General features: G+C 71.0%; 9 protein-coding genes and 4 pseudogenes. 8 read left to right on the forward strand and 5 right to left on the reverse strand.

The annotated features are described in order from the left end of the window. Window positions 1-2 precede the first annotated feature (2 nt). On the reverse strand, window positions 3-1121 hold the full coding sequence (locus ABZ396_RS09440; protein ID WP_358914305.1) for an ADP-ribosylglycohydrolase family protein: 1119 nt from the start codon (window positions 1119-1121) through the stop codon (window positions 3-5). Continuing rightward, window positions 1118-2416: an ADP-ribosylglycohydrolase family protein gene (locus tag ABZ396_RS09445; protein ID WP_358914307.1), complete on the reverse strand. Its 1299-nt coding sequence runs from the start codon at window positions 2414-2416 to the stop codon at window positions 1118-1120. Before ABZ396_RS09445 ends, ABZ396_RS09440 begins: the two co-directional genes overlap by 4 nt. Before the next feature lie 296 nt (window positions 2417-2712). Between ABZ396_RS09445 and ABZ396_RS09450 the strand changes: the two genes are divergently transcribed. The 5 genes from ABZ396_RS09450 to ABZ396_RS09470 all read left to right on the forward strand — a co-directional run bounded on the left by ABZ396_RS09450 (window position 2713) and on the right by ABZ396_RS09470 (window position 12571). Continuing rightward, window positions 2713-3444: a VIT1/CCC1 transporter family protein gene (locus ABZ396_RS09450; protein WP_358914309.1), complete on the forward strand. Its 732-nt coding sequence runs from the start codon at window positions 2713-2715 to the stop codon at window positions 3442-3444. A 377-nt stretch (window positions 3445-3821) separates the two neighbouring features. Then, window positions 3822-8417, forward strand: coding sequence for a glutamate synthase large subunit (gene gltB, locus ABZ396_RS09455; RefSeq protein ID WP_358914311.1), 4596 nt, complete (start codon window positions 3822-3824; stop codon window positions 8415-8417). Further along, a complete protein-coding gene (locus ABZ396_RS09460; protein ID WP_358914313.1) occupies window positions 8410-9870 on the forward strand; it encodes a glutamate synthase subunit beta in 1461 nt (486 codons plus the stop codon). The genes gltB and ABZ396_RS09460 overlap by 8 nt, the downstream gene beginning before the upstream one ends. 181 nt (window positions 9871-10051) lie before the next feature. Next, complete coding sequence (locus ABZ396_RS09465) at window positions 10052-10777, forward strand: VWA domain-containing protein (protein ID WP_358914315.1); 726 nt, start codon at window positions 10052-10054, stop codon at window positions 10775-10777. Window positions 10778-10951: 174 nt separating this feature from the next. Further along, the gene (locus ABZ396_RS09470) at window positions 10952-12571 is read left to right on the forward strand and encodes a cytochrome bc complex cytochrome b subunit (RefSeq protein WP_358914317.1); all 1620 of its coding nucleotides are present in this window, start codon (window positions 10952-10954) and stop codon (window positions 12569-12571) included. A 43-nt stretch (window positions 12572-12614) separates the two neighbouring features. Here ABZ396_RS09470 and ABZ396_RS09475 read toward each other — a convergent pair. After that, a pseudogene (locus ABZ396_RS09475) lies at window positions 12615-12866 on the reverse strand (acyl-CoA dehydrogenase family protein); the annotation flags it as partial. Here ABZ396_RS09475 and ABZ396_RS09480 point away from each other — a divergent pair. Beyond that, window positions 12847-13155 (forward strand): annotated as a pseudogene (locus ABZ396_RS09480) (short-chain dehydrogenase); the annotation flags it as partial. The pseudogenes ABZ396_RS09475 and ABZ396_RS09480 sit on opposite strands and share 20 nt — an antisense overlap. 11 nt (window positions 13156-13166) lie before the next feature. Here ABZ396_RS09480 and ABZ396_RS09485 read toward each other — a convergent pair. Together ABZ396_RS09485 and ABZ396_RS09490 are read right to left on the reverse strand one after the other, a co-directional pair. Continuing rightward, complete coding sequence (locus ABZ396_RS09485) at window positions 13167-14057, reverse strand: hypothetical protein (protein ID WP_358914319.1); 891 nt, start codon at window positions 14055-14057, stop codon at window positions 13167-13169. A gap of 85 nt (window positions 14058-14142) precedes the next feature. After that, window positions 14143-15932: pseudogene (locus tag ABZ396_RS09490) on the reverse strand (beta-galactosidase family protein). A gap of 122 nt (window positions 15933-16054) precedes the next feature. Between ABZ396_RS09490 and ABZ396_RS09495 the strand changes: the two are divergent. Both ABZ396_RS09495 and ABZ396_RS09500 read left to right on the forward strand, forming a co-directional pair. Next, window positions 16055-16908, forward strand: a pseudogene (locus ABZ396_RS09495) (AraC family transcriptional regulator); the annotation flags it as partial. A 151-nt stretch (window positions 16909-17059) separates the two neighbouring features. Next, the gene (locus tag ABZ396_RS09500; RefSeq protein WP_358914320.1) at window positions 17060-17410 is read left to right on the forward strand and encodes a chorismate mutase; all 351 of its coding nucleotides are present in this window, start codon (window positions 17060-17062) and stop codon (window positions 17408-17410) included. The last annotated feature ends 146 nt before the right edge of the window (window positions 17411-17556 follow it).

Genomic DNA, 17556 nt, shown 5'->3' on the forward strand with positions numbered 1-17556 from the left:
AATCATCCACCTGGATGGGCCGGTTGTGTGGCTTCCAGAAGTTCGGCGAGTTCCACCAGGTCGGTGCCGGTGAGGCGGGGGAGGGCGCAGCCGGAGAGGGTGCGGCAGGCGTCCCGCCAGGGCGGCGGGATCGAGTCGCCGCCGCCGAGGGCGCCGGTGAGGGCGCCGGCCAGAGCGGGGGCCGAGTCGGCGACCCGGGAGAGACAGGCGGCGGCGGGGACGGCCTCGGCGATCCGGCCGCGCGCGGCGGTGGCGAGGGCGAGGGCCACCGGGACGGTTTCGGCGGCGGCGATGCCGTAGCTGTAGACATGGTCGACGATTTGGTGTTCGAGAAGGGGGACGAGGGCGAATGCCGTGTCCGCTGGGCCGGTGAGGGCCAGGGCGTGGCGGGCGTTGCGGCCGATCTCGGTGGCCTCGGGGAGTTCGGCGAGCGCGGCGGCGACGCAGGTCTCCACCTCGGCGCCGACGAGGGCGAGCGCGAGGGCCGCCGCCATGGCACGGGCGCCGTGCACTCCGTCGCCGTCCTGGGTGTAGCGGGCGTCGAACTCGGCGAGGTCGGCGGCGCGTTGGGGGTCGCCGGGGTGGGCGACGGCGAGTGCGCAGGCGCGGACGCAGGCGGCGTCGTCGAAGTAGTGCGGGTTGTCGTGGCCGGTGGCGGGCGGGCGCAGGCCGGTGGCGAGGTTGCCGAGGCCGGCGCGGACGGAGATACGGGCTCGCAGGGGGAGGACGGCCGACTCGATCTCGGGGGCGCGTTCCGCCGCGGCGGCGACCTCGGAGGCGACGGCGGTCCAGGTGAGGTCGATGGCGGCGCGGGTACGGAGCTCACGGCTGAGGTCGGCGAGGGCGGTGTCGTCGCCGGCGCGCAGGACGGCTTCCGCGGCGAAGGCCGCCCACTCGGCGTCGTCGGACGGGCCCAGGCAGAGTGGCTCGGGGGGCTGGTTGAGGGCGATGGGGACGGGGAGGGTGGTGGTCGCGTTCTGCTCGGCGAAGGTGTCCAGTTCGCGGGTGAGACGGCGGGTCCACTCCGGCATACGGGCGGCGCGGTGCCGGGCGGCGGGCCAGCCGGCGGCGTCGCCTGCGGCAAGGCCGAGCAGGAGGCCCTCGACACGACGCCGGTTCACCGCTGGACCTCGCTGCAACTGACGCCAAGAGGGCTCCGCCCCCTCGCCCGCCCACCACTCGACTCGGTCGGCAGAGGGGCTGGCGTCGTGGGGCGGGGCTCGGTCGGCAGAAGGGCCGGCGTCGAGGGTTGCGGCTCGGTCGGCAGAGGGGCCGGCGTCGAGGGTTGCGGCTCGGTCGGCAGGGCGGCCGGGGCGGAGAGTCGCTCGGCCGGCAGAGGGGCCGGGGCGGAGAGTCGCTCGGCCGGCAGAGGGGCCGGCGTCGAAGATTGCGGCCCGGTCCGTGTCGCCGCCCGTGTCGCCGCCCCCGTCAGCAGTTCGGCCACCTCCAGCACATGCTGCCCGGCCATCGACGGCAGGCAGCTCCCGCGCGCCGGTCCGATCGCCGCCGCCCACTCCGCCGGGATCGCCCCCTCTCCCCGCGTCGCCCCCGCCAGCGCGCCGGCCACCGCGGCCGTCGTGTCCGCGTCGCGCCCCATGTTGACGGCCGTCAGCACCGCGTCCCGGAAGTCGCCGTCCGCCGCCGCGTACGCCCCGAAGGCCAGGGCCACCGCCTCCGGGGCCAGGTCGGTCCACGGGTATCCGCCGATGACGACCGCCGAGCGGACCGCCCGCTCACCCCGGTGGGCCACCGCGACCGCCCGGCGCAGGGAACGCGCCGTCCACGAGTCGTCCGGCACCACCGCCAGCGCGGCCGCCACCACCGCCGTCGGAGGCGCTCCCGCCATCGCCGCCGCCACGCCCGCCGCCACCGCCTGGCCGCCGTAGATGCCCTCGCCCTCGTGGCTCACCGCACCGTCGATCGCCACCAGGCGGGCCGCCTCGGCGGGCCGGCCGGCCGCGAAGACGCCGAAGGGCGCCGCGCGCATGGCCAGGCCGTCGCTCCAGGCGTGCCGGTGCTGGGCGGAGATGGGGGCGGCGAGGCCCCGGCGGAGGTTCTCCAGGGTGCCGCGCTCGCTGAATCCGGCGCCCCTGAAGGGGCCCTCGGCGCGGTCGGCGATCCACTCGTGCCAGGCCGCCTCGACATGGGCGGGTGTGAGGGCCGAGCCGTGGCGGGCGAGGAGGAGGCCGGAGAAGATCGCGTACTCGGTGTCGTCCGTCCCCGAGGGGGTGTCGCTCACGTAGCCCGTGATGCGGCCCCAGCGGGCGCGGATCTCGGAGGGCTTCATGTTCTCCGCCGGCGCCCCGAGCGCGTCGCCCACGGCCAGGCCCAGCAGCGCACCCCGTGCCCGGTCGTGCAGCTGGGAGGCGCGCTCGTCGGGGGCGGGGAGCGGCGGGGTGCAGACGATCGATGACATGGGCGGGCCTCTCCGGGAGGGGTCTCGCGCCGGGGCGCGGAACCGTTTGCGGATGTGTCCCACCAACGGCGGTTGACCGCAGCCTGAAAGGCCTCCACATCACCCGGTCGACATCTGTGCACTACTTAGCACAAGTGAGCGGAGAAGGGTAAAGCCGCAGGTTAGCCGAGCCTTTCCTTGCTGGTGGTGAGGAATGGTGAGGCGTAGTGTCCATGTTGTCAAAAGATAGAACTCGTCCAAACTTAGCTTTGCCTCAGCTTATTCGAGGCTCGTCCGAGACCTTCTGGGGGACCCACATGGCCGTCATCGACACTCAGGCCACGCTGCACGAGGCGCACCGCGACAACCACACCCACCGTGATGTGAACGGAGGGTGGCTGCGGCCCGCCGTCTTCGGTGCCATGGACGGGCTCGTCTCCAACCTCGCCCTGATCACCGGCGTCGCCGGCGGGGCGGTCAGTCATCAGACCATCGTCATCACCGGGCTCGCGGGGCTCGCCGCCGGCGCCTTCTCCATGGCGGCCGGCGAGTACACCTCCGTCGCCTCGCAGCGCGAGCTCGTCGAGGCCGAGCTGGACGTGGAGCGGAGGGAGCTGCGCAAGTACCCGCAGGACGAGGAAGCCGAGCTTGCCGCGCTGTACGAGGCCAGAGGGGTCGAGGCGTCGCTCGCGCGGGAGGTCGCCCGGCAGCTGTCCGCCGACCCGGAGCAGGCCCTGGAGATACACGCCCGCGAGGAGCTCGGCATCGACCCCGGTGACCTGCCCTCGCCGCTCGTCGCCGCCGTGTCGTCCTTCGGTTCGTTCGCGCTGGGCGCGCTGCTGCCCGTGCTGCCGTATCTGCTCGGCGCCGCCGCGCTCTGGCCGGCCCTGCTGCTGGCGCTCGTCGGGCTGTTCGGCTGCGGTGCCGTGGTGGCCAAGGTCACCGCACGGAGCTGGTGGTTCAGCGGTCTGCGGCAGCTCGCACTGGGTGGCGCCGCGGCCGGTGTGACGTACGCCCTGGGCAGCCTGTTCGGAACCGCCGTAGGATAGGTCGATTGGTACTTATGCGTTGGACCGCATAAGTACCCGTTACCCGCTGGTTTCGAGCGCTTAACCACTGGGCATGAGCCGTAAGCACCGCAGGCAAGGACGCCTGACGTGCATCTGTGGGGTGACGACGACGCTCACCCCGCCCCCCCCGCGGACCAATGGACACGGATCTGTCCGGATCGGTCCCCCACCACCTTCACCGCCTGAGCGGTACCGCGCCGTAAACCCCTGCGGCGTCCGCATGTTGGAACGGTGTATCCAGTTCCCGAGAACCGCTCCATCATGTAACCTGCGTGAAATTTCGCAACAATAAACGCAGAGGGCCAGCGTCGTCCCTCGGCACCTGCTATACGCCACTGACGACGACGGGAGAGCCGATGCGTACGCCGCGCCAGCCGTCCCAGCACTCCACGAATGGCCAGAACTGGTCGTTCATGGATGCTCGCCCTGCTGCGCAGGGTATGTACGACCCCCGCAACGAGCACGACGCCTGCGGCGTCGGCTTTGTGGCCACCCTCACCGGCGAGGCGAGCCACACGCTGGTCGAGCAGGCACTCACGGTTCTGCGCAACCTGGAGCACCGCGGCGCGACCGGCTCCGAGCCCGACTCCGGTGACGGCGCGGGCCTCCTCTCCCAGGTGCCCGACGCCTTCCTCCGCGAGGTGGCCGGATTCGAACTGCCGCCGGCCGGCTCGTACGCCGTCGGCATCGCCTTCCTGCCCGAGGACGGCATCCAGGACGCCGTCTCGAAGATTGAGACGATCGCGGGCGAGGAGGGCCTCACCGTCCTCGGCTGGCGCGAGGTTCCGGTCGCCCCGGAGCTGCTCGGCGCCACCGCCCGCTCCACGATGCCGGTCTTCCGGCAGATCTTCGTGACCGACAGCGCCAGCGAGGGCATCGCGCTGGACCGCCGGGCCTTCGTGCTGCGCAAGCGCGCCGAGCGCGAGGTGGGCATCTACTTCCCCTCGCTGTCCGCCCGGACCATCGTCTACAAGGGCATGCTGACCACCGGCCAGCTGGAGCCCTTCTTCCCGGACCTGTCCGACCGCCGCTTCGCGTCCGCGATCGCGCTCGTGCACTCCCGGTTCTCCACGAACACCTTCCCGTCGTGGCCGCTGGCGCACCCGTACCGGTTCGTCGCCCACAACGGTGAGATCAACACCGTCAAGGGCAACCGCAACTGGATGGTCGCCCGCGAGTCCCAGCTCCTGTCCGACCTGTTCGGCCCGCAGGAGAAGCTGGACCGCGTCTTCCCGATCTGCACGCCCGACGCCTCCGACTCGGCGTCCTTCGACGAGGTGCTGGAACTCCTGCACCTCGGCGGCCGTTCGCTGCCGCACTCCGTGCTGATGATGATCCCGGAGGCGTGGGAGAACCACGACTCCATGGACCCGGCCCGGCGCGCCTTCTACCAGTTCCACTCCACGATGATGGAGCCCTGGGACGGCCCGGCCTGTGTCACCTTCACCGACGGTTCCCAGGTCGGCGCCGTTCTCGACCGCAACGGTCTGCGCCCCGGCCGGTACTGGGTCACCGACGACGGCCTGGTCGTCCTCGGCTCCGAGGTCGGCGTCCTCGACATCGACCCCGCCAAGGTCGTCCGCAAGGGCCGGCTGCAGCCCGGCCGGATGTTCCTCGTCGACACCGTCGAGCACCGCATCATCGAGGACGACGAGATCAAGGCGACCCTCGCCGCCGAGCAGCCGTACGCGGAGTGGATCGAGGCCGGCGAGATCGAGCTGGGCGACCTGCCCGAGCGCGAGCACATCGTGCACACCCATGCCTCGGTCACCCGCCGCCAGCAGACCTTCGGCTACACCGAGGAGGAGCTGCGCGTCCTCCTCGCGCCGATGGCCAAGGCCGGCGCCGAGCCGATCGGTTCCATGGGCACCGACTCGCCGATCGCGGCGCTGAGCGAGCGCCCGCGGCTGCTGTTCGACTACTTCACCCAGCTGTTCGCGCAGGTCACCAACCCGCCGCTGGACGCGATCCGCGAGGAGCTGGTCACCTCCCTGCGCTCCTCGCTCGGCCCGTCCGGCAACCTGCTGGAGCCGACCGCCGCGTCCTGCCGCTCCGTCCTGCTGCCGTTCCCGGTGATCGACAACGACGAGCTGGCCAAGCTCATCCACATCAACGCCGACGGCGACATGCCCGGCTTCAAGGCCGCGACCCTGTCCGGCCTGTACCGGGTCTCCGGCGGCGGTGACGCCCTCGCCGCGCGGATCGACGAGATCTGCGCCGAGGCCGACGCGGCCATCGAGAACGGCGCCCGCCTGATCGTCCTGTCGGACCGGCACTCGGACGCCGAGCACGCGCCGATCCCGTCGCTGCTGCTCACCGCGGCCGTCCACCACCAGCTCATCCGCACCAAGCAGCGCACCCAGGTGGGCCTGCTGGTCGAGGCCGGCGACGTCCGCGAGGTCCACCACGTCGCCCTGCTGATCGGCTTCGGCGCCGCCGCGGTCAACCCGTACCTGGCCATGGAGTCCGTCGAGGACCTGACCCGCGCGGGCACCTTCCTGCCGGGCATGGAGTCCGAGCAGGCCATCCGCAACCTGATCTACGCCCTCGGCAAGGGCGTCCTGAAGGTCATGTCCAAGATGGGCATCTCGACGGTCGCCTCCTACCGCGGCGCCCAGGTCTTCGAAGCCGTCGGTCTCGAAGCGGGCTTCGTCGACAAGTACTTCAACGGCACCGCCTCCAAGATCGGCGGCGTCGGCATCGACGTCATCGCCCAGGAGGTCGCCGCCCGCCACGCCAAGGCCTACCCGGCCTCCGGCATCGCGCCGGCCCACCGCGCCCTCGACATAGGCGGCGAGTACCAGTGGCGCCGCGAGGGTGAGCCGCACCTGTTCGACCCGGAGACGGTCTTCCGCCTCCAGCACTCGACGCGCGCCAACCGCTACGACATCTTCAAGAAGTACACGGACCGGGTGAACGAGCAGTCCGAGCGCCTGATGACGCTCCGCGGCCTGTTCGGCTTCAAGTCCGACAGGCAGCCGATCTCCATCGACGAGGTCGAGCCCGTCTCCGAGATCGTCAAGCGCTTCTCCACCGGCGCCATGTCGTACGGCTCCATCTCGCGCGAGGCCCACGAGACCCTCGCCATCGCCATGAACCAGCTGGGCGGCAAGTCCAACACCGGTGAGGGCGGCGAGGACCCGGACCGTCTCTACGACCCGGCGCGGCGCAGCGCCGTCAAGCAGGTGGCGTCCGGCCGGTTCGGCGTGACCTCCGAGTACCTGGTCAACGCGGACGACATCCAGATCAAGATGGCCCAGGGTGCCAAGCCCGGCGAGGGCGGCCAGCTGCCCGGCCACAAGGTCTACCCGTGGATCGCCAGGACTCGGCACTCCACCCCGGGCGTCGGCCTGATCTCCCCGCCGCCGCACCACGACATCTACTCCATCGAGGACCTGGCCCAGCTGATCCACGACCTCAAGAACGCGAACCCGCAGGCGCGGATCCACGTCAAGCTGGTCTCGGAGGTCGGCGTCGGCACGGTCGCGGCCGGTGTGTCCAAGGCACACGCGGACGTGGTGCTCATCTCCGGCCACGACGGTGGTACGGGTGCCTCGCCGCTCACCTCGCTGAAGCACGCGGGCGGCCCCTGGGAGCTCGGCCTCGCCGAGACCCAGCAGACGCTGCTGCTCAACGGCCTGCGGGACCGGATCGTCGTCCAGACCGACGGCCAGCTGAAGACCGGCCGTGACGTGGTCATCGCCGCGCTGCTCGGCGCCGAGGAGTTCGGTTTCGCGACCGCGCCGCTCGTCGTCTCCGGCTGCATCATGATGCGCGTCTGCCACCTCGACACCTGCCCGGTCGGCGTCGCCACCCAGAACCCGGTGCTGCGCGACCGCTTCACCGGCAAGGCCGAGTACATCGTGAACTTCTTCCGGTTCATCGCCGAGGAGGTCCGCGAGATCCTCGCCGAGCTGGGCTTCCGCACCATCGAGGAGGCCGTCGGCCACGCGGAGGCGCTCGACGTCACCCGCGCCGTCGACCACTGGAAGGCCCAGGGCCTGGACCTGGCCCCGCTCTTCTACGTGCCCGAGCTGCCCGAGGGCGCGGCGCTGCACCAGACCGTCCCCCAGGAGCACGGCCTGGAGAAGGCCCTGGACAACGAGCTGATCAAGCTCGCCTCGGACGCCCTGGCCGCCTCCAGCGCCACCGACGCCCAGCCGGTGCGCGCCCAGGTCAAGGTGCGCAACATCAACCGCACGGTCGGCACCATGCTCGGCCACGAGGTGACGAAGAAGTTCGGTGGCGCGGGTCTGCCCGACGACACCATCGACATCACCTTCACCGGCTCGGCCGGCCAGTCCTTCGGCGCCTTCCTGCCGCGCGGTGTCACGCTCCGCCTGGAGGGCGACGCCAACGACTACGTCGGCAAGGGCCTCTCCGGCGGCCGGGTCATCGTGCGCCCCGACCGGAACGCCGACCACCTCGCCGAGTTCTCCACGATCGCGGGCAACACCATCGCGTACGGCGCGACCGGCGGCGAGCTGTTCCTGCGCGGTCGTACCGGCGAGCGGTTCTGTGTCCGCAACTCCGGTGCCCTGGTGGTCTCGGAGGGCGTGGGCGACCACGGCTGCGAGTACATGACCGGCGGTCACGCCGTGGTCCTGGGCGAGACGGGCCGTAACTTCGCGGCCGGTATGTCCGGTGGCATCGCGTACGTCATCGACCTGGACCGCGACAACGTCAACGCCGGCAACGTGGAGGCCGTCGAGGCCCTGGACGACGCGGACAAGCAGTGGCTGCACGACGTGGTGCGCCGCCACGCCGAGGACACCGGCTCCACGGTCGCCGAGAAGCTGCTCGCCGACTGGGACACGGCCGTGCAGCGGTTCAGCAAGATCATCCCCAGCACGTACAAGGCAGTGCTCGCCGCCAAGGACGCCGCCGAGCGAGCGGGTCTCTCCGAGACCGAGATCACCGAGAAGATGATGGAGGCGGCGATCAATGGCTGACCCGAAGGGCTTCCTGAACCACGGCCGTGAGGTCGCCCCGACCCGTGCCGTCACCGAGCGCGTCCGGGACTGGAACGAGGTCTACGTCCCCGGCTCTCTGCTGCCGATCATCAGCAAGCAGGCCAGCCGGTGCATGGACTGCGGCATCCCGTTCTGTCACAACGGCTGTCCGCTGGGGAACCTGATCCCCGAGTGGAACGACTTCGCCTACCGCGAGGACTGGACGGCGGCCTCGGAGCGCCTGCACGCGACCAACAACTTCCCCGAGTTCACGGGGCGGCTGTGCCCGGCCCCGTGCGAGTCGGCGTGTGTGCTCGGCATCAACCAGCCGGCCGTCACCATCAAGAACGTCGAGGTCTCGATCATCGACAAGGCGTGGGACGCGGGCACCGTCGCCCCGCAGGCTCCCGAGCGCCTGTCCGGCAAGACCGTCGCCGTGATCGGCTCGGGCCCGGCCGGTCTGGCCGCCGCCCAGCAGCTCACCCGGGCCGGCCACACGGTCGCCGTCTACGAGCGCGCCGACCGCGTCGGCGGCCTGCTCCGCTACGGCATCCCCGAGTTCAAGATGGAGAAGCGGCACATCAACCGCCGTATCGAGCAGATGCGCGCGGAGGGCACCCGCTTCCGTACCGGTATCGAGATCGGCCGCGACCTCAAGGCGACCGACCTGAAGAAGCGGTACGACGCGATCGTCATCGCCGCCGGCGCCACCACCGCCCGTGATCTCCCCGTCCCCGGGCGGGAGCTCAAGGGCGTCTACCAGGCGATGGAGTACCTGCCCCTGTCGAACAAGGTCCAGGAGGGCGACTACGTCACCTCCCCGATCTCGGCCGAGGGCAAGCACGTGGTCGTCATCGGCGGTGGCGACACCGGCGCCGACTGTGTGGGCACCGCCCACCGCCAGGGCGCGGCCTCGGTCACCCAGCTGGAGATCATGCCCAGGCCGGGCGAGGACCGGGCGCCGCACCAGCCGTGGCCGACCTTCCCGATGCTCTACAAGGTCACCTCGGCGCACGAGGAGGGCGGTGAGCGGGTCTACTCCGTCTCCACCACCCACTTCGAGGGCGACGAGGACGGCAACGTCCAGTGGCTGCACCTCACCGAGGTGGAGTTCATCGACGGCAAGCTGACCCCGAAGCCGGGCACCGAGCGCAAGATCCCGGCCCAGCTGGTGGCGCTGGCCATGGGCTTCACGGGCACCGACCGGGTCAACGGCCTGGTCGAGCAGTTCGGCCTGGACCTCGACGAGCGCGGCAACATCGCCCGCGACACCGACTTCCAGACCAATGTGCCGGGTGTCTTCGTCGCCGGCGACGCGGGCCGCGGCCAGTCCCTGATCGTCTGGGCGATCGCGGAGGGCCGCTCGGCCGCCAAGGGCGTCGACCGCTTCCTGACCGGAGCGAGCGAACTCCCGGCCCCGATCCGCCCGACGGACCGCTCGCTGATGGTCTGAGGTACGCCTCAACAGACGTCCCGTACAAAGGCGTGCGGGCGGGTTATCTGGGGGGATACCCCCAGACCCCCCATCTCGCGGCGCCTGCCCGCCAGTCCCCGACCGGACGACTGGGCAGGCGCCGTGGCATATCGGCGATCAAGTAACCTCTGTCTTCTGACGAGGAGTTGGGGGAGCACGGATGGCCGCGATCAGTCTCAGCAAGGTGGAGCAGTCCGCGCCCGCCCTCGTCGACGCCTACCGGAGCGCCGGGATCTCCCTCACCAAACACGGACTCGACGGACTCCGGGCCGCCGTCTACCTGGTCGTCGACTACTCCGGTTCCATGAAGCCGTACTACGCCGACGGCAGTGTGCAGGCCCTCGCCGACCGGGTGCTGGCCCTCTCCGCGCACCTGGACGACGACGGCCGGGTCCCCGTCGTCTTCTTCTCCAGCGACATCGACGCGGTCACCGACATCAGGCTCGCCGAACACCAGGGCCGTATCGAGAAGATCGTGGCCGGGCTCGGGCACATGGGCAAGACCAGCTACCACCTGGCCATGGACGCCGTCATCGACCACTACCTCGACAGCGGCGCCACCGCGCCCGCCCTGGTCGTCTTCCAGACCGACGGCGGCCCGATCAACAAGCCCGCCGCCGAACGCTACCTGTGCAAGGCGGCGAAGCTGCCGCTGTTCTGGCAGTTCGTCGGCTTCGGCGACGCGCACAGCAAACAGTTCGACTTCCTGCGCAAACTCGACGAGCTGCCGGTGCCGGGCAAGCGGGCGGTGGACAACGCGGGCTTCTTCCACGCCGGTTCGGATCCGATGAAGGTGCCGGACGGGCAACTGTACGACCGACTCGTCGGCGAGTTCCCGCAGTGGCTGGCGGCGGCGCGGGCGGCGGGCATCGTACGAGCCGACTGACCCGACCGACTTTACTCGCCACCGTTGGCTGTCGGGGCCCTGTCATGCCACCCTGAGGGGTGATCCGGCGGGGAGGCGACGCGACGTATGGACGACGCAGCACGAACGGTGAACGGCCAGGCAAGGGCGGGGAGTTCCACGGGCTCCGCGAGCGCTGCGGGTTCCCCGGGTTCCATGGGGTCCACACGCAGGGCGGACCCCCCGGGCAAGGGTGAGAAACTCGCGGACTGGGCCGACGGGCGGCTCGGGATCTACGCCCTGGCCAAGGCCAACATGCGCAAGGTGTTCCCGGACCACTGGTCCTTCATGCTGGGCGAGGTCTGCCTCTACAGCTTCCTCATCCTGATCCTCACCGGTATCTACCTCACCCTCTTCTTCGAGCCCAGCGGCGCCGAGGTCGTCTACCACGGCTCCTACGGGCCGATGAACGGCATCATCATGACCAAGGCGTACGAGTCGACGCTGCACATCAGCTTCGACGTGCGTGGCGGACTGCTGATCCGGCAGATCCACCACTGGGCGGCGCTGGTCTTCGTCGCCGGGATGGTCGTCCACATGATGCGGGTGTTCTTCACCGGCGCCTTCCGCAAGCCCCGCGAGGTCAACTGGCTGTTCGGCTGGACCCTGCTGTTCCTCGCCATCCTCACCGGCCTGACCGGCTACTCGCTCCCCGACGACCTGCTCTCCGGCACCGGCGTCCGGTTCGCCGACGGCGCCATCCTGTCGATCCCGATCGTCGGGTCGTACATCTCGATGTTCCTGTTCGGCGGGGAGTTCCCGGGCCACGACATCATCTCCCGGTTCTTCCCGATCCACGTCCTGCTGCTCCCCGGGATCATGCTCGGCCTGGTCGTGGCCCATCTGATCCTGGTCTTCTACCACAAGCACACCCAGTACCCCGGGCCCGGACGCGACCAGAAGAGCGTCGTCGGCATGCCCTTCCTGCCGGTCTACATGGCCAAGGCCGGCGGCTTCTTCTTCCTCACCTTCGGCATCCTCGCGATCATCGGCGGCATCGCCACCGTCAACCCGGTGTGGGCCTTCGGTCCCTACCGCCCGGACCTGGTGACCACCGGCGCCCAGCCCGACTGGTACCTCGGCTTCTCCGAGGGGCTGATCCGCGTGATGCCCGGCTGGGAGGTCAACGCCTGGGGCCACACCCTGGCGCTGGGTGTCTTGATCCCCTTCTCGCTCTTCCCCCTCTTCCTCCTGGCCATCGGGGTCTACCCGTTCATCGAGGCGTGGATCACCGGCGACAGACGCGAGCACCACATCCTCGACCGGCCGCGCAACGCTCCCGTGCGTACCGGACTCGGCGTGGCCTGGCTCAGCGTGTACTTCGTGCTGCTGATCGGCGGCGGCAACGACATCGTCGCCACCCATCTCGGTCTCTCCATCAACTCGATCACCTGGTTCGTCCGGATCTCCGTCTTCGTCGTCCCCGTGCTCGCCTTCATCACCACCAAACGCATCTGCCTCGGCCTGCAGCGCCGGGACCGCGACAAGGTGCTGCACGGCAGGGAGACCGGCCTCATCAAGATGCTTCCGCACGGCGAGTACATCGAGGTCCACGAACCCCTCAGCCAGGCAAGCCTGTTCGTCCTCACCCAGCACGAGCAGAACCCGCCGTACGAGCTCGGCCCGCTGGAGGACGCCAACGGGGTACGGCGAAAGGTCACGGTCGGGCAGCGGGTACGGGCGAGCTTGGCGAAGGCGATGTTCGGCCCGGACACGCATATCCCGAAGCCGACGAGGGGGGAGTACAAGGAGGTCACGAGCGGAGAGCACCACTGACCGCCGCGTGGGCGCGATCAGCCACGACCGGACCGCGGTCTGGTTACGGCCGCAGAACCCCGCTACTGCACTCCTCCTGCGTCCCCCAAGCACCCCGCAGCGCCCGCGCCTTGGTCAGCCAGAGCGAAAGGCCGTACTCCGCCGTACAACCGATCGCCCCATGCAACTGCAGCGCGGGCCCGGCACTCACACACGCCGCCTAACAAGCCGCCAGCTTCGGCGCGGCCACATCCGGCGGGGCCAACGTCACGGCAGCCCCGAAGACCAGCGGCCGGGCGAACTCCTCCCGTACCCGGATGACCGAGCGTACGTTCGCCGAGACCATGGCCGCCCCCGGCGCCGGCTTCGACGCCACGGCACCGCAGAACGTGTCCCCGCTCGTGGTCTGGCCGGGCTCCGCCGCGAGCGCCGGAGTCACCGGGCGGGTGTTCTAGACCGAGGGCGGCCGGATCACCGTCATGGAGGGCCGGCAAGCGGGGCCGACCGCCGACAAGCGCGCCCGCCGGACGCCGGCCGAGGCGGGGGAGACAGCACGGAAACTGCTGGCCGAGGCGGCGACGCCGGGGCCGGTGTACGGGACGTGACCGGACACCCCCTAGGTGTCGCACTCCAGCACCGTCCGGCACAGTGAGCACCGCGCCCGTACCCGGCCCCGCACCGGCACCCTGATCCGCTGGTGGCAGGTCGGGCACGGGAACGAGACCCGCAGCCGGCCGTCGCCGTCGGGGGTGAAGGTGTAGGGGGCGCCGGACGGTGGGCCCGGGGCCCCGGGGGCGTGGCGGCGGTCCCGGGCGTAGCGGCGGCGGCCCGCCCAGCCCGCCGCGGTCAGCGGCGGCTGCTCCTCGTCCTGGCGGGCCCGGACCATGCCTTTCTCGTACGCCGTGTAGGCCTGCGGGCTGGTGAACCATACGGACGGGTCCTCGTGGAAGGCGAGGGAGCGCTTGGCCAGGACGTAGCCGAACTCCTCAGGGGTGAGGTAGCCGAGCTTCTGGGACGCCTCACCGTGCTCCCGGTAGGCGTCGAGCAGCAGCCAGCCCGCGCCCAGGTAGGTGGTCGCGGTGTCCGTGAGGATCTCGTTCTCCGGGGTGCTCGGGAAGGACAGGTCCAGCCGGTGCAGATAGACGTGCATCACCTCGTGGGCGAGGGCCGCGCCGATGTCCCTGCGGTGGGTGCGGAAACGGTCGTTCAGCTCGACGAAGTACTCGGGGCCCGCGGTGAGTTCGATGTTCGCGGCATGGGTCATGTCCCGGAAGCCGACGATCATCCGGGCCTCCGGCAGCCGGAAGTGCCGGACGATCTCGTGGGCGACCCGCTGTGCGCCGAGGTAGAGGTCGTCGGTGTCGCAGAACGCGACGTCGGCGGGGGGCACGCTGGTGGCGAAGGTCTGGACGGTGTCGTACGACAGGCGCCGGTACAACGCCGTGATGGCGGCCCGCACCGTGTCCAGGTGCGGGTAGCCGTGTTCTACGGGGCCGCCGTTCGCCACGTCCTTACCCCCACAGACGCCGCCGGAGCTTTTTTCCACTGTATGCGGGGGTGGGGGATTTCGGTGCGTGGCGGACCGTTGTTCGTCAGGCGCGTGCCGGTGGGGGTTGATCGCGCAGTTCCCCGCGCCGCTGGAGGGGCGCCATCCCGACCGTTCCTTGATCAGTGTCCTCGAGCTCCAGGACCCACACCTCGTTCTCGCCCTCCCTCAGGACCGGCCCGGGCACATACAGCGACTCCTGCGGTCCCGCCGACCCGTAGCGGCCCACATTGAAGCCGTTGACCCAGACCAAGCCCCTCGTCCAGCCGGGGAGTTCCACGCGCGCGTCCCCGGCACCGTGAACCGTCACCGTCCCCCGGTAGAGCCCGGGCGCGCCGTCCTCCGGCAGAGAACCGAACGGGACCGCCGCCACACCGCCCTCGAACGCGTCCAGATCGAGCCCACGCGCGCGTACCCCGTGCAGGAACTGGCGTTCGTGCAGGAGGCCGCCGGTGATGCCCTTCGTCTCGCCCGTGCGGGGGCCGTAGTTGACGCGGCCCAGGGACTCCACCCACTCCACCCGCGCCGGGCCGGCGACCGGTTTCCTGAGCTGGGGTTCCTCCTCGGTGAGTACGCCGGCCCGCTCCCCGTCGACGTACACGACGGCCAGATCGCGCAGCCCCCGCGCGGTGAGCGGATACGGCTGGCGGGGTCCCGGCACGCCCGCCTCGTAGCGGACCAGGCCCCGGCCGATGCCCAGCTCCTCGAAGGTGGGCGGGACGGCGTGGACGCGTTCCGGGCCACCGAGCGCGTCCAGGACGGCGGCCAGGGGCGCCCAGCCGGTCATCTCCACGTCCGTCGCCGAGACCAACACGGGCGGCGCGGGCGGCGGTTCGGGCAGCGGCTCGGCGTGATACTCGGCCAGCACCTCCCGGAAACGCCAGAACTTCTCCGTCGGGCGCACTCGTCGATCGGCGCGTCGTAGTCGTACGACGTCACGTCCGCCTCCAGCGGGCCCTCGTGCAGCTCGCCGCCGGGCCGGTTGGTGCCCGCCCAGCCGGCGAAGTTGGTGCCGCCGTGCGCCATGTAGACATTGACCGACGCCCCGCACTCCAGGATCTCCCGCAGTGCCGCCGCCGCGTCCTCGGCGTCCCGTACGACGTGCTCGCCGCCCCAGTGGTCGAACCAGCCGCACCAGAACTCCATGCACATCAGCGGGCCCCGCGGCTGGTGCCGGCGCAGCGTCTCGAAGGCCACGCGCGCGTGGGAACCGAAGTTCACCGTCGCCAGCAGCCCGGGGACCGAACCGCCGGTGAGCATGTGGTCCTCGGGGCCGTCCGAGGTGACCAGCGGCACCGTGACGCCCTCGGCGCGCAGCAGGCCGGTGAGGTGGGCCAGATAGTCGGCGTCGGAGCCGTAGCTGCCGTACTCGTTCTCGACCTGGACCATGATCACCGGGCCGCCCCGGTCCAGCTGCCGGGGCACGACCTCGGACAGCAGGTGATGGAACCAGTGGTCCACGTACCGGAGGAAACGCCCGTCACGCGTGCGTGCCCGTGCGCCCAGCTCGCCCGTCACCCAGTGCGGCAGACCGCCGTTCTCCCACTCCGCGCAGATGTACGGTCCCGGGCGCACGATCGCCCACAGGCCCGCGTCCCGCGCCGCGTCCAGGAAGCGGCCGAGGGCCTGGACGTCCGCGAAAGAGCCCCGGCGTGGCTCGTGCAGGTTCCACGGGACGTACGTCTCCACGCAGTTCAGCCCCATGGCGCGCAGCAACGCCAGCCTGTGACCCCACTGCTCCTCGTGCACCCGGAAGTAGTGCAGCGCGCCGGACAGCAGCCGCACCGGCCGGCCGTCGAGCAGGAAATCCGATTCGCCCACCGTGAAGTCGGTCATGCGCCCACCTTCACCCCTGGCGGCGGTCGGCACCATGGACAAAGATCGGCAGCACTTGGACGGAAGAGACGCAGAAGAGGGGGCGTGCAGTGCCGGGCGGAGCGCCGACCTTCCACACCTGGATGCGGTTCTTCACACCGGGCGCCGTCCATCACCGCCTCGGCCTGGTCTGCCTGGGCGTCGGCCTCCAGTACGGCGCCGTGCCCGCCGTCGGCCCGCGGCTGCTCGACGCCCACGTCGCCGTGGTGATCGGCTCAGGCCGGGGCTGGTACCGCACGCCGGACGGGCGCCGTACGACCGTCACCGCGCCCGCACTGGTGTGGCTCACGCCGGGCGTCCCGCACCACTACGGGCCCGACCCGGACAGCGGCTGGGACGAGGGCTTCGTGACCTTCACCGGCCCCGACACCGCGACCTACACGGAACTCGGCTACATCGAGCCCGAGCGGCCCGTGGTGCCCCTCGGGGACTCCGCCGGGCCCCGGGACGTCATCGCCCGTATCGCCCGCGCCGCCCGCCACGGGAACCCCCTTCTGGAGGTCGAGACCGGCGCCGCCGTGCACGAGCTGCTGGTCGCCCTGCGTCGCGCGCGTGCCGACCTCGCGCCCGACGGGGACCCGGTGCTGCAGGCGCTCGCCCGGGACGCCTGCACGGGCATGACCGTCCGCCGACCACCCGGCACGGCATGACGCCCGCCGAATTGCGTACCGCCGTCCGCCGGATCGCAGGGTGCAGCCCCAAGGACTATCTGATCGGCATCCGGCTCGGCCGCGCCCAGGAACTCCTCGCCACCACCGAACTGTCCGTCGCCGCCGTCGCCCGCCGTGTGGGCTACGACGATCCGGCCTACTTCTCCCGCCTGTTCACCCGCCGCGTCGGCATGGCCCCGGTACGGTTCCGCGCCCAGCAGAGCCGGGCCGTCCCCGACGACTGGAACTACGGCCTCGACCCGGACGGCCTCGACCCGGACGTCCTCGACCCGGACGGTCTCGACCCGGACGGTCTCGACCCGGACGGTCTCGACCCAGACGGTCTCGACGGTCTCGACCAGGACGGCCTCCAAAACGACGGCCTCCCCAAAGCCGCCCCTTAGTGATCACACGGCCATCCCCTTAGGGTTGATGCCCATGACCACCAGCAAAACCGGCACCGGTAACGTCGACCCCCCCGTCCGCGCCGAGCTCGGCCGGCTTCGCGACAGCATCGACAACATCGACGCGGCCGTCGTCCACATGCTCGCCGAACGCTTCAAGGCCACCCAGCAGGTCGGCCGCCTCAAGGCGGTCCACAAGCTGCCCCCGGCCGACCCGGCCCGTGAGGCCCGGCAGATCGCCCGGCTGCGCGCCCTCGCCGAGAACGCCAAGCTCGACCCCGCCTTCGCCGAGAAATTCCTGAACTTCATCATCGCCGAGGTGATCAGACACCACGAGTCCATCGCCGAGGACACCGTCGGCGGCCAGGCGGCGGACGGGCACTGACCCGCCGACCCACGGCACCACCGCCGTACGCCCCGAGAGCGCCCCGGCCCCGCCGGGCCACCAGCGGTGACGAGGCGCTCGAACAGGTGGTCAAGGGCCAGGCCGGCCGCACCGCGCCCACCAGCGCGGTCTCGTCCCGCCCCACG

Source organism: Streptomyces sp. NPDC005866 (assembly GCF_040629895.1).
In the GTDB taxonomy this organism is placed as follows: domain Bacteria; phylum Actinomycetota; class Actinomycetes; order Streptomycetales; family Streptomycetaceae; genus Streptomyces.

What these genes read in the sequence shown, in the direction of transcription:
- ABZ396_RS09445 (WP_358914307.1), bottom strand. Translation starts at nt 2,416, where the DNA reads ATGTCATCGATCGTCTGCACCCCGCCGCTCCCCGCCCCCGACGAGCGC.
- ABZ396_RS09450 (WP_358914309.1), top strand. Translation starts at nt 2,713, where the DNA reads ATGGCCGTCATCGACACTCAGGCCACGCTGCACGAGGCGCACCGCGAC.
- gltB (WP_358914311.1), top strand. Translation starts at nt 3,822, where the DNA reads ATGCGTACGCCGCGCCAGCCGTCCCAGCACTCCACGAATGGCCAGAAC.
- ABZ396_RS09460 (WP_358914313.1), top strand. Translation starts at nt 8,410, where the DNA reads ATGGCTGACCCGAAGGGCTTCCTGAACCACGGCCGTGAGGTCGCCCCG.
- ABZ396_RS09465 (WP_358914315.1), top strand. Translation starts at nt 10,052, where the DNA reads ATGGCCGCGATCAGTCTCAGCAAGGTGGAGCAGTCCGCGCCCGCCCTC.
- ABZ396_RS09470 (WP_358914317.1), top strand. Translation starts at nt 10,952, where the DNA reads ATGGGGTCCACACGCAGGGCGGACCCCCCGGGCAAGGGTGAGAAACTC.
- ABZ396_RS09500 (WP_358914320.1), top strand. Translation starts at nt 17,060, where the DNA reads ATGACCACCAGCAAAACCGGCACCGGTAACGTCGACCCCCCCGTCCGC.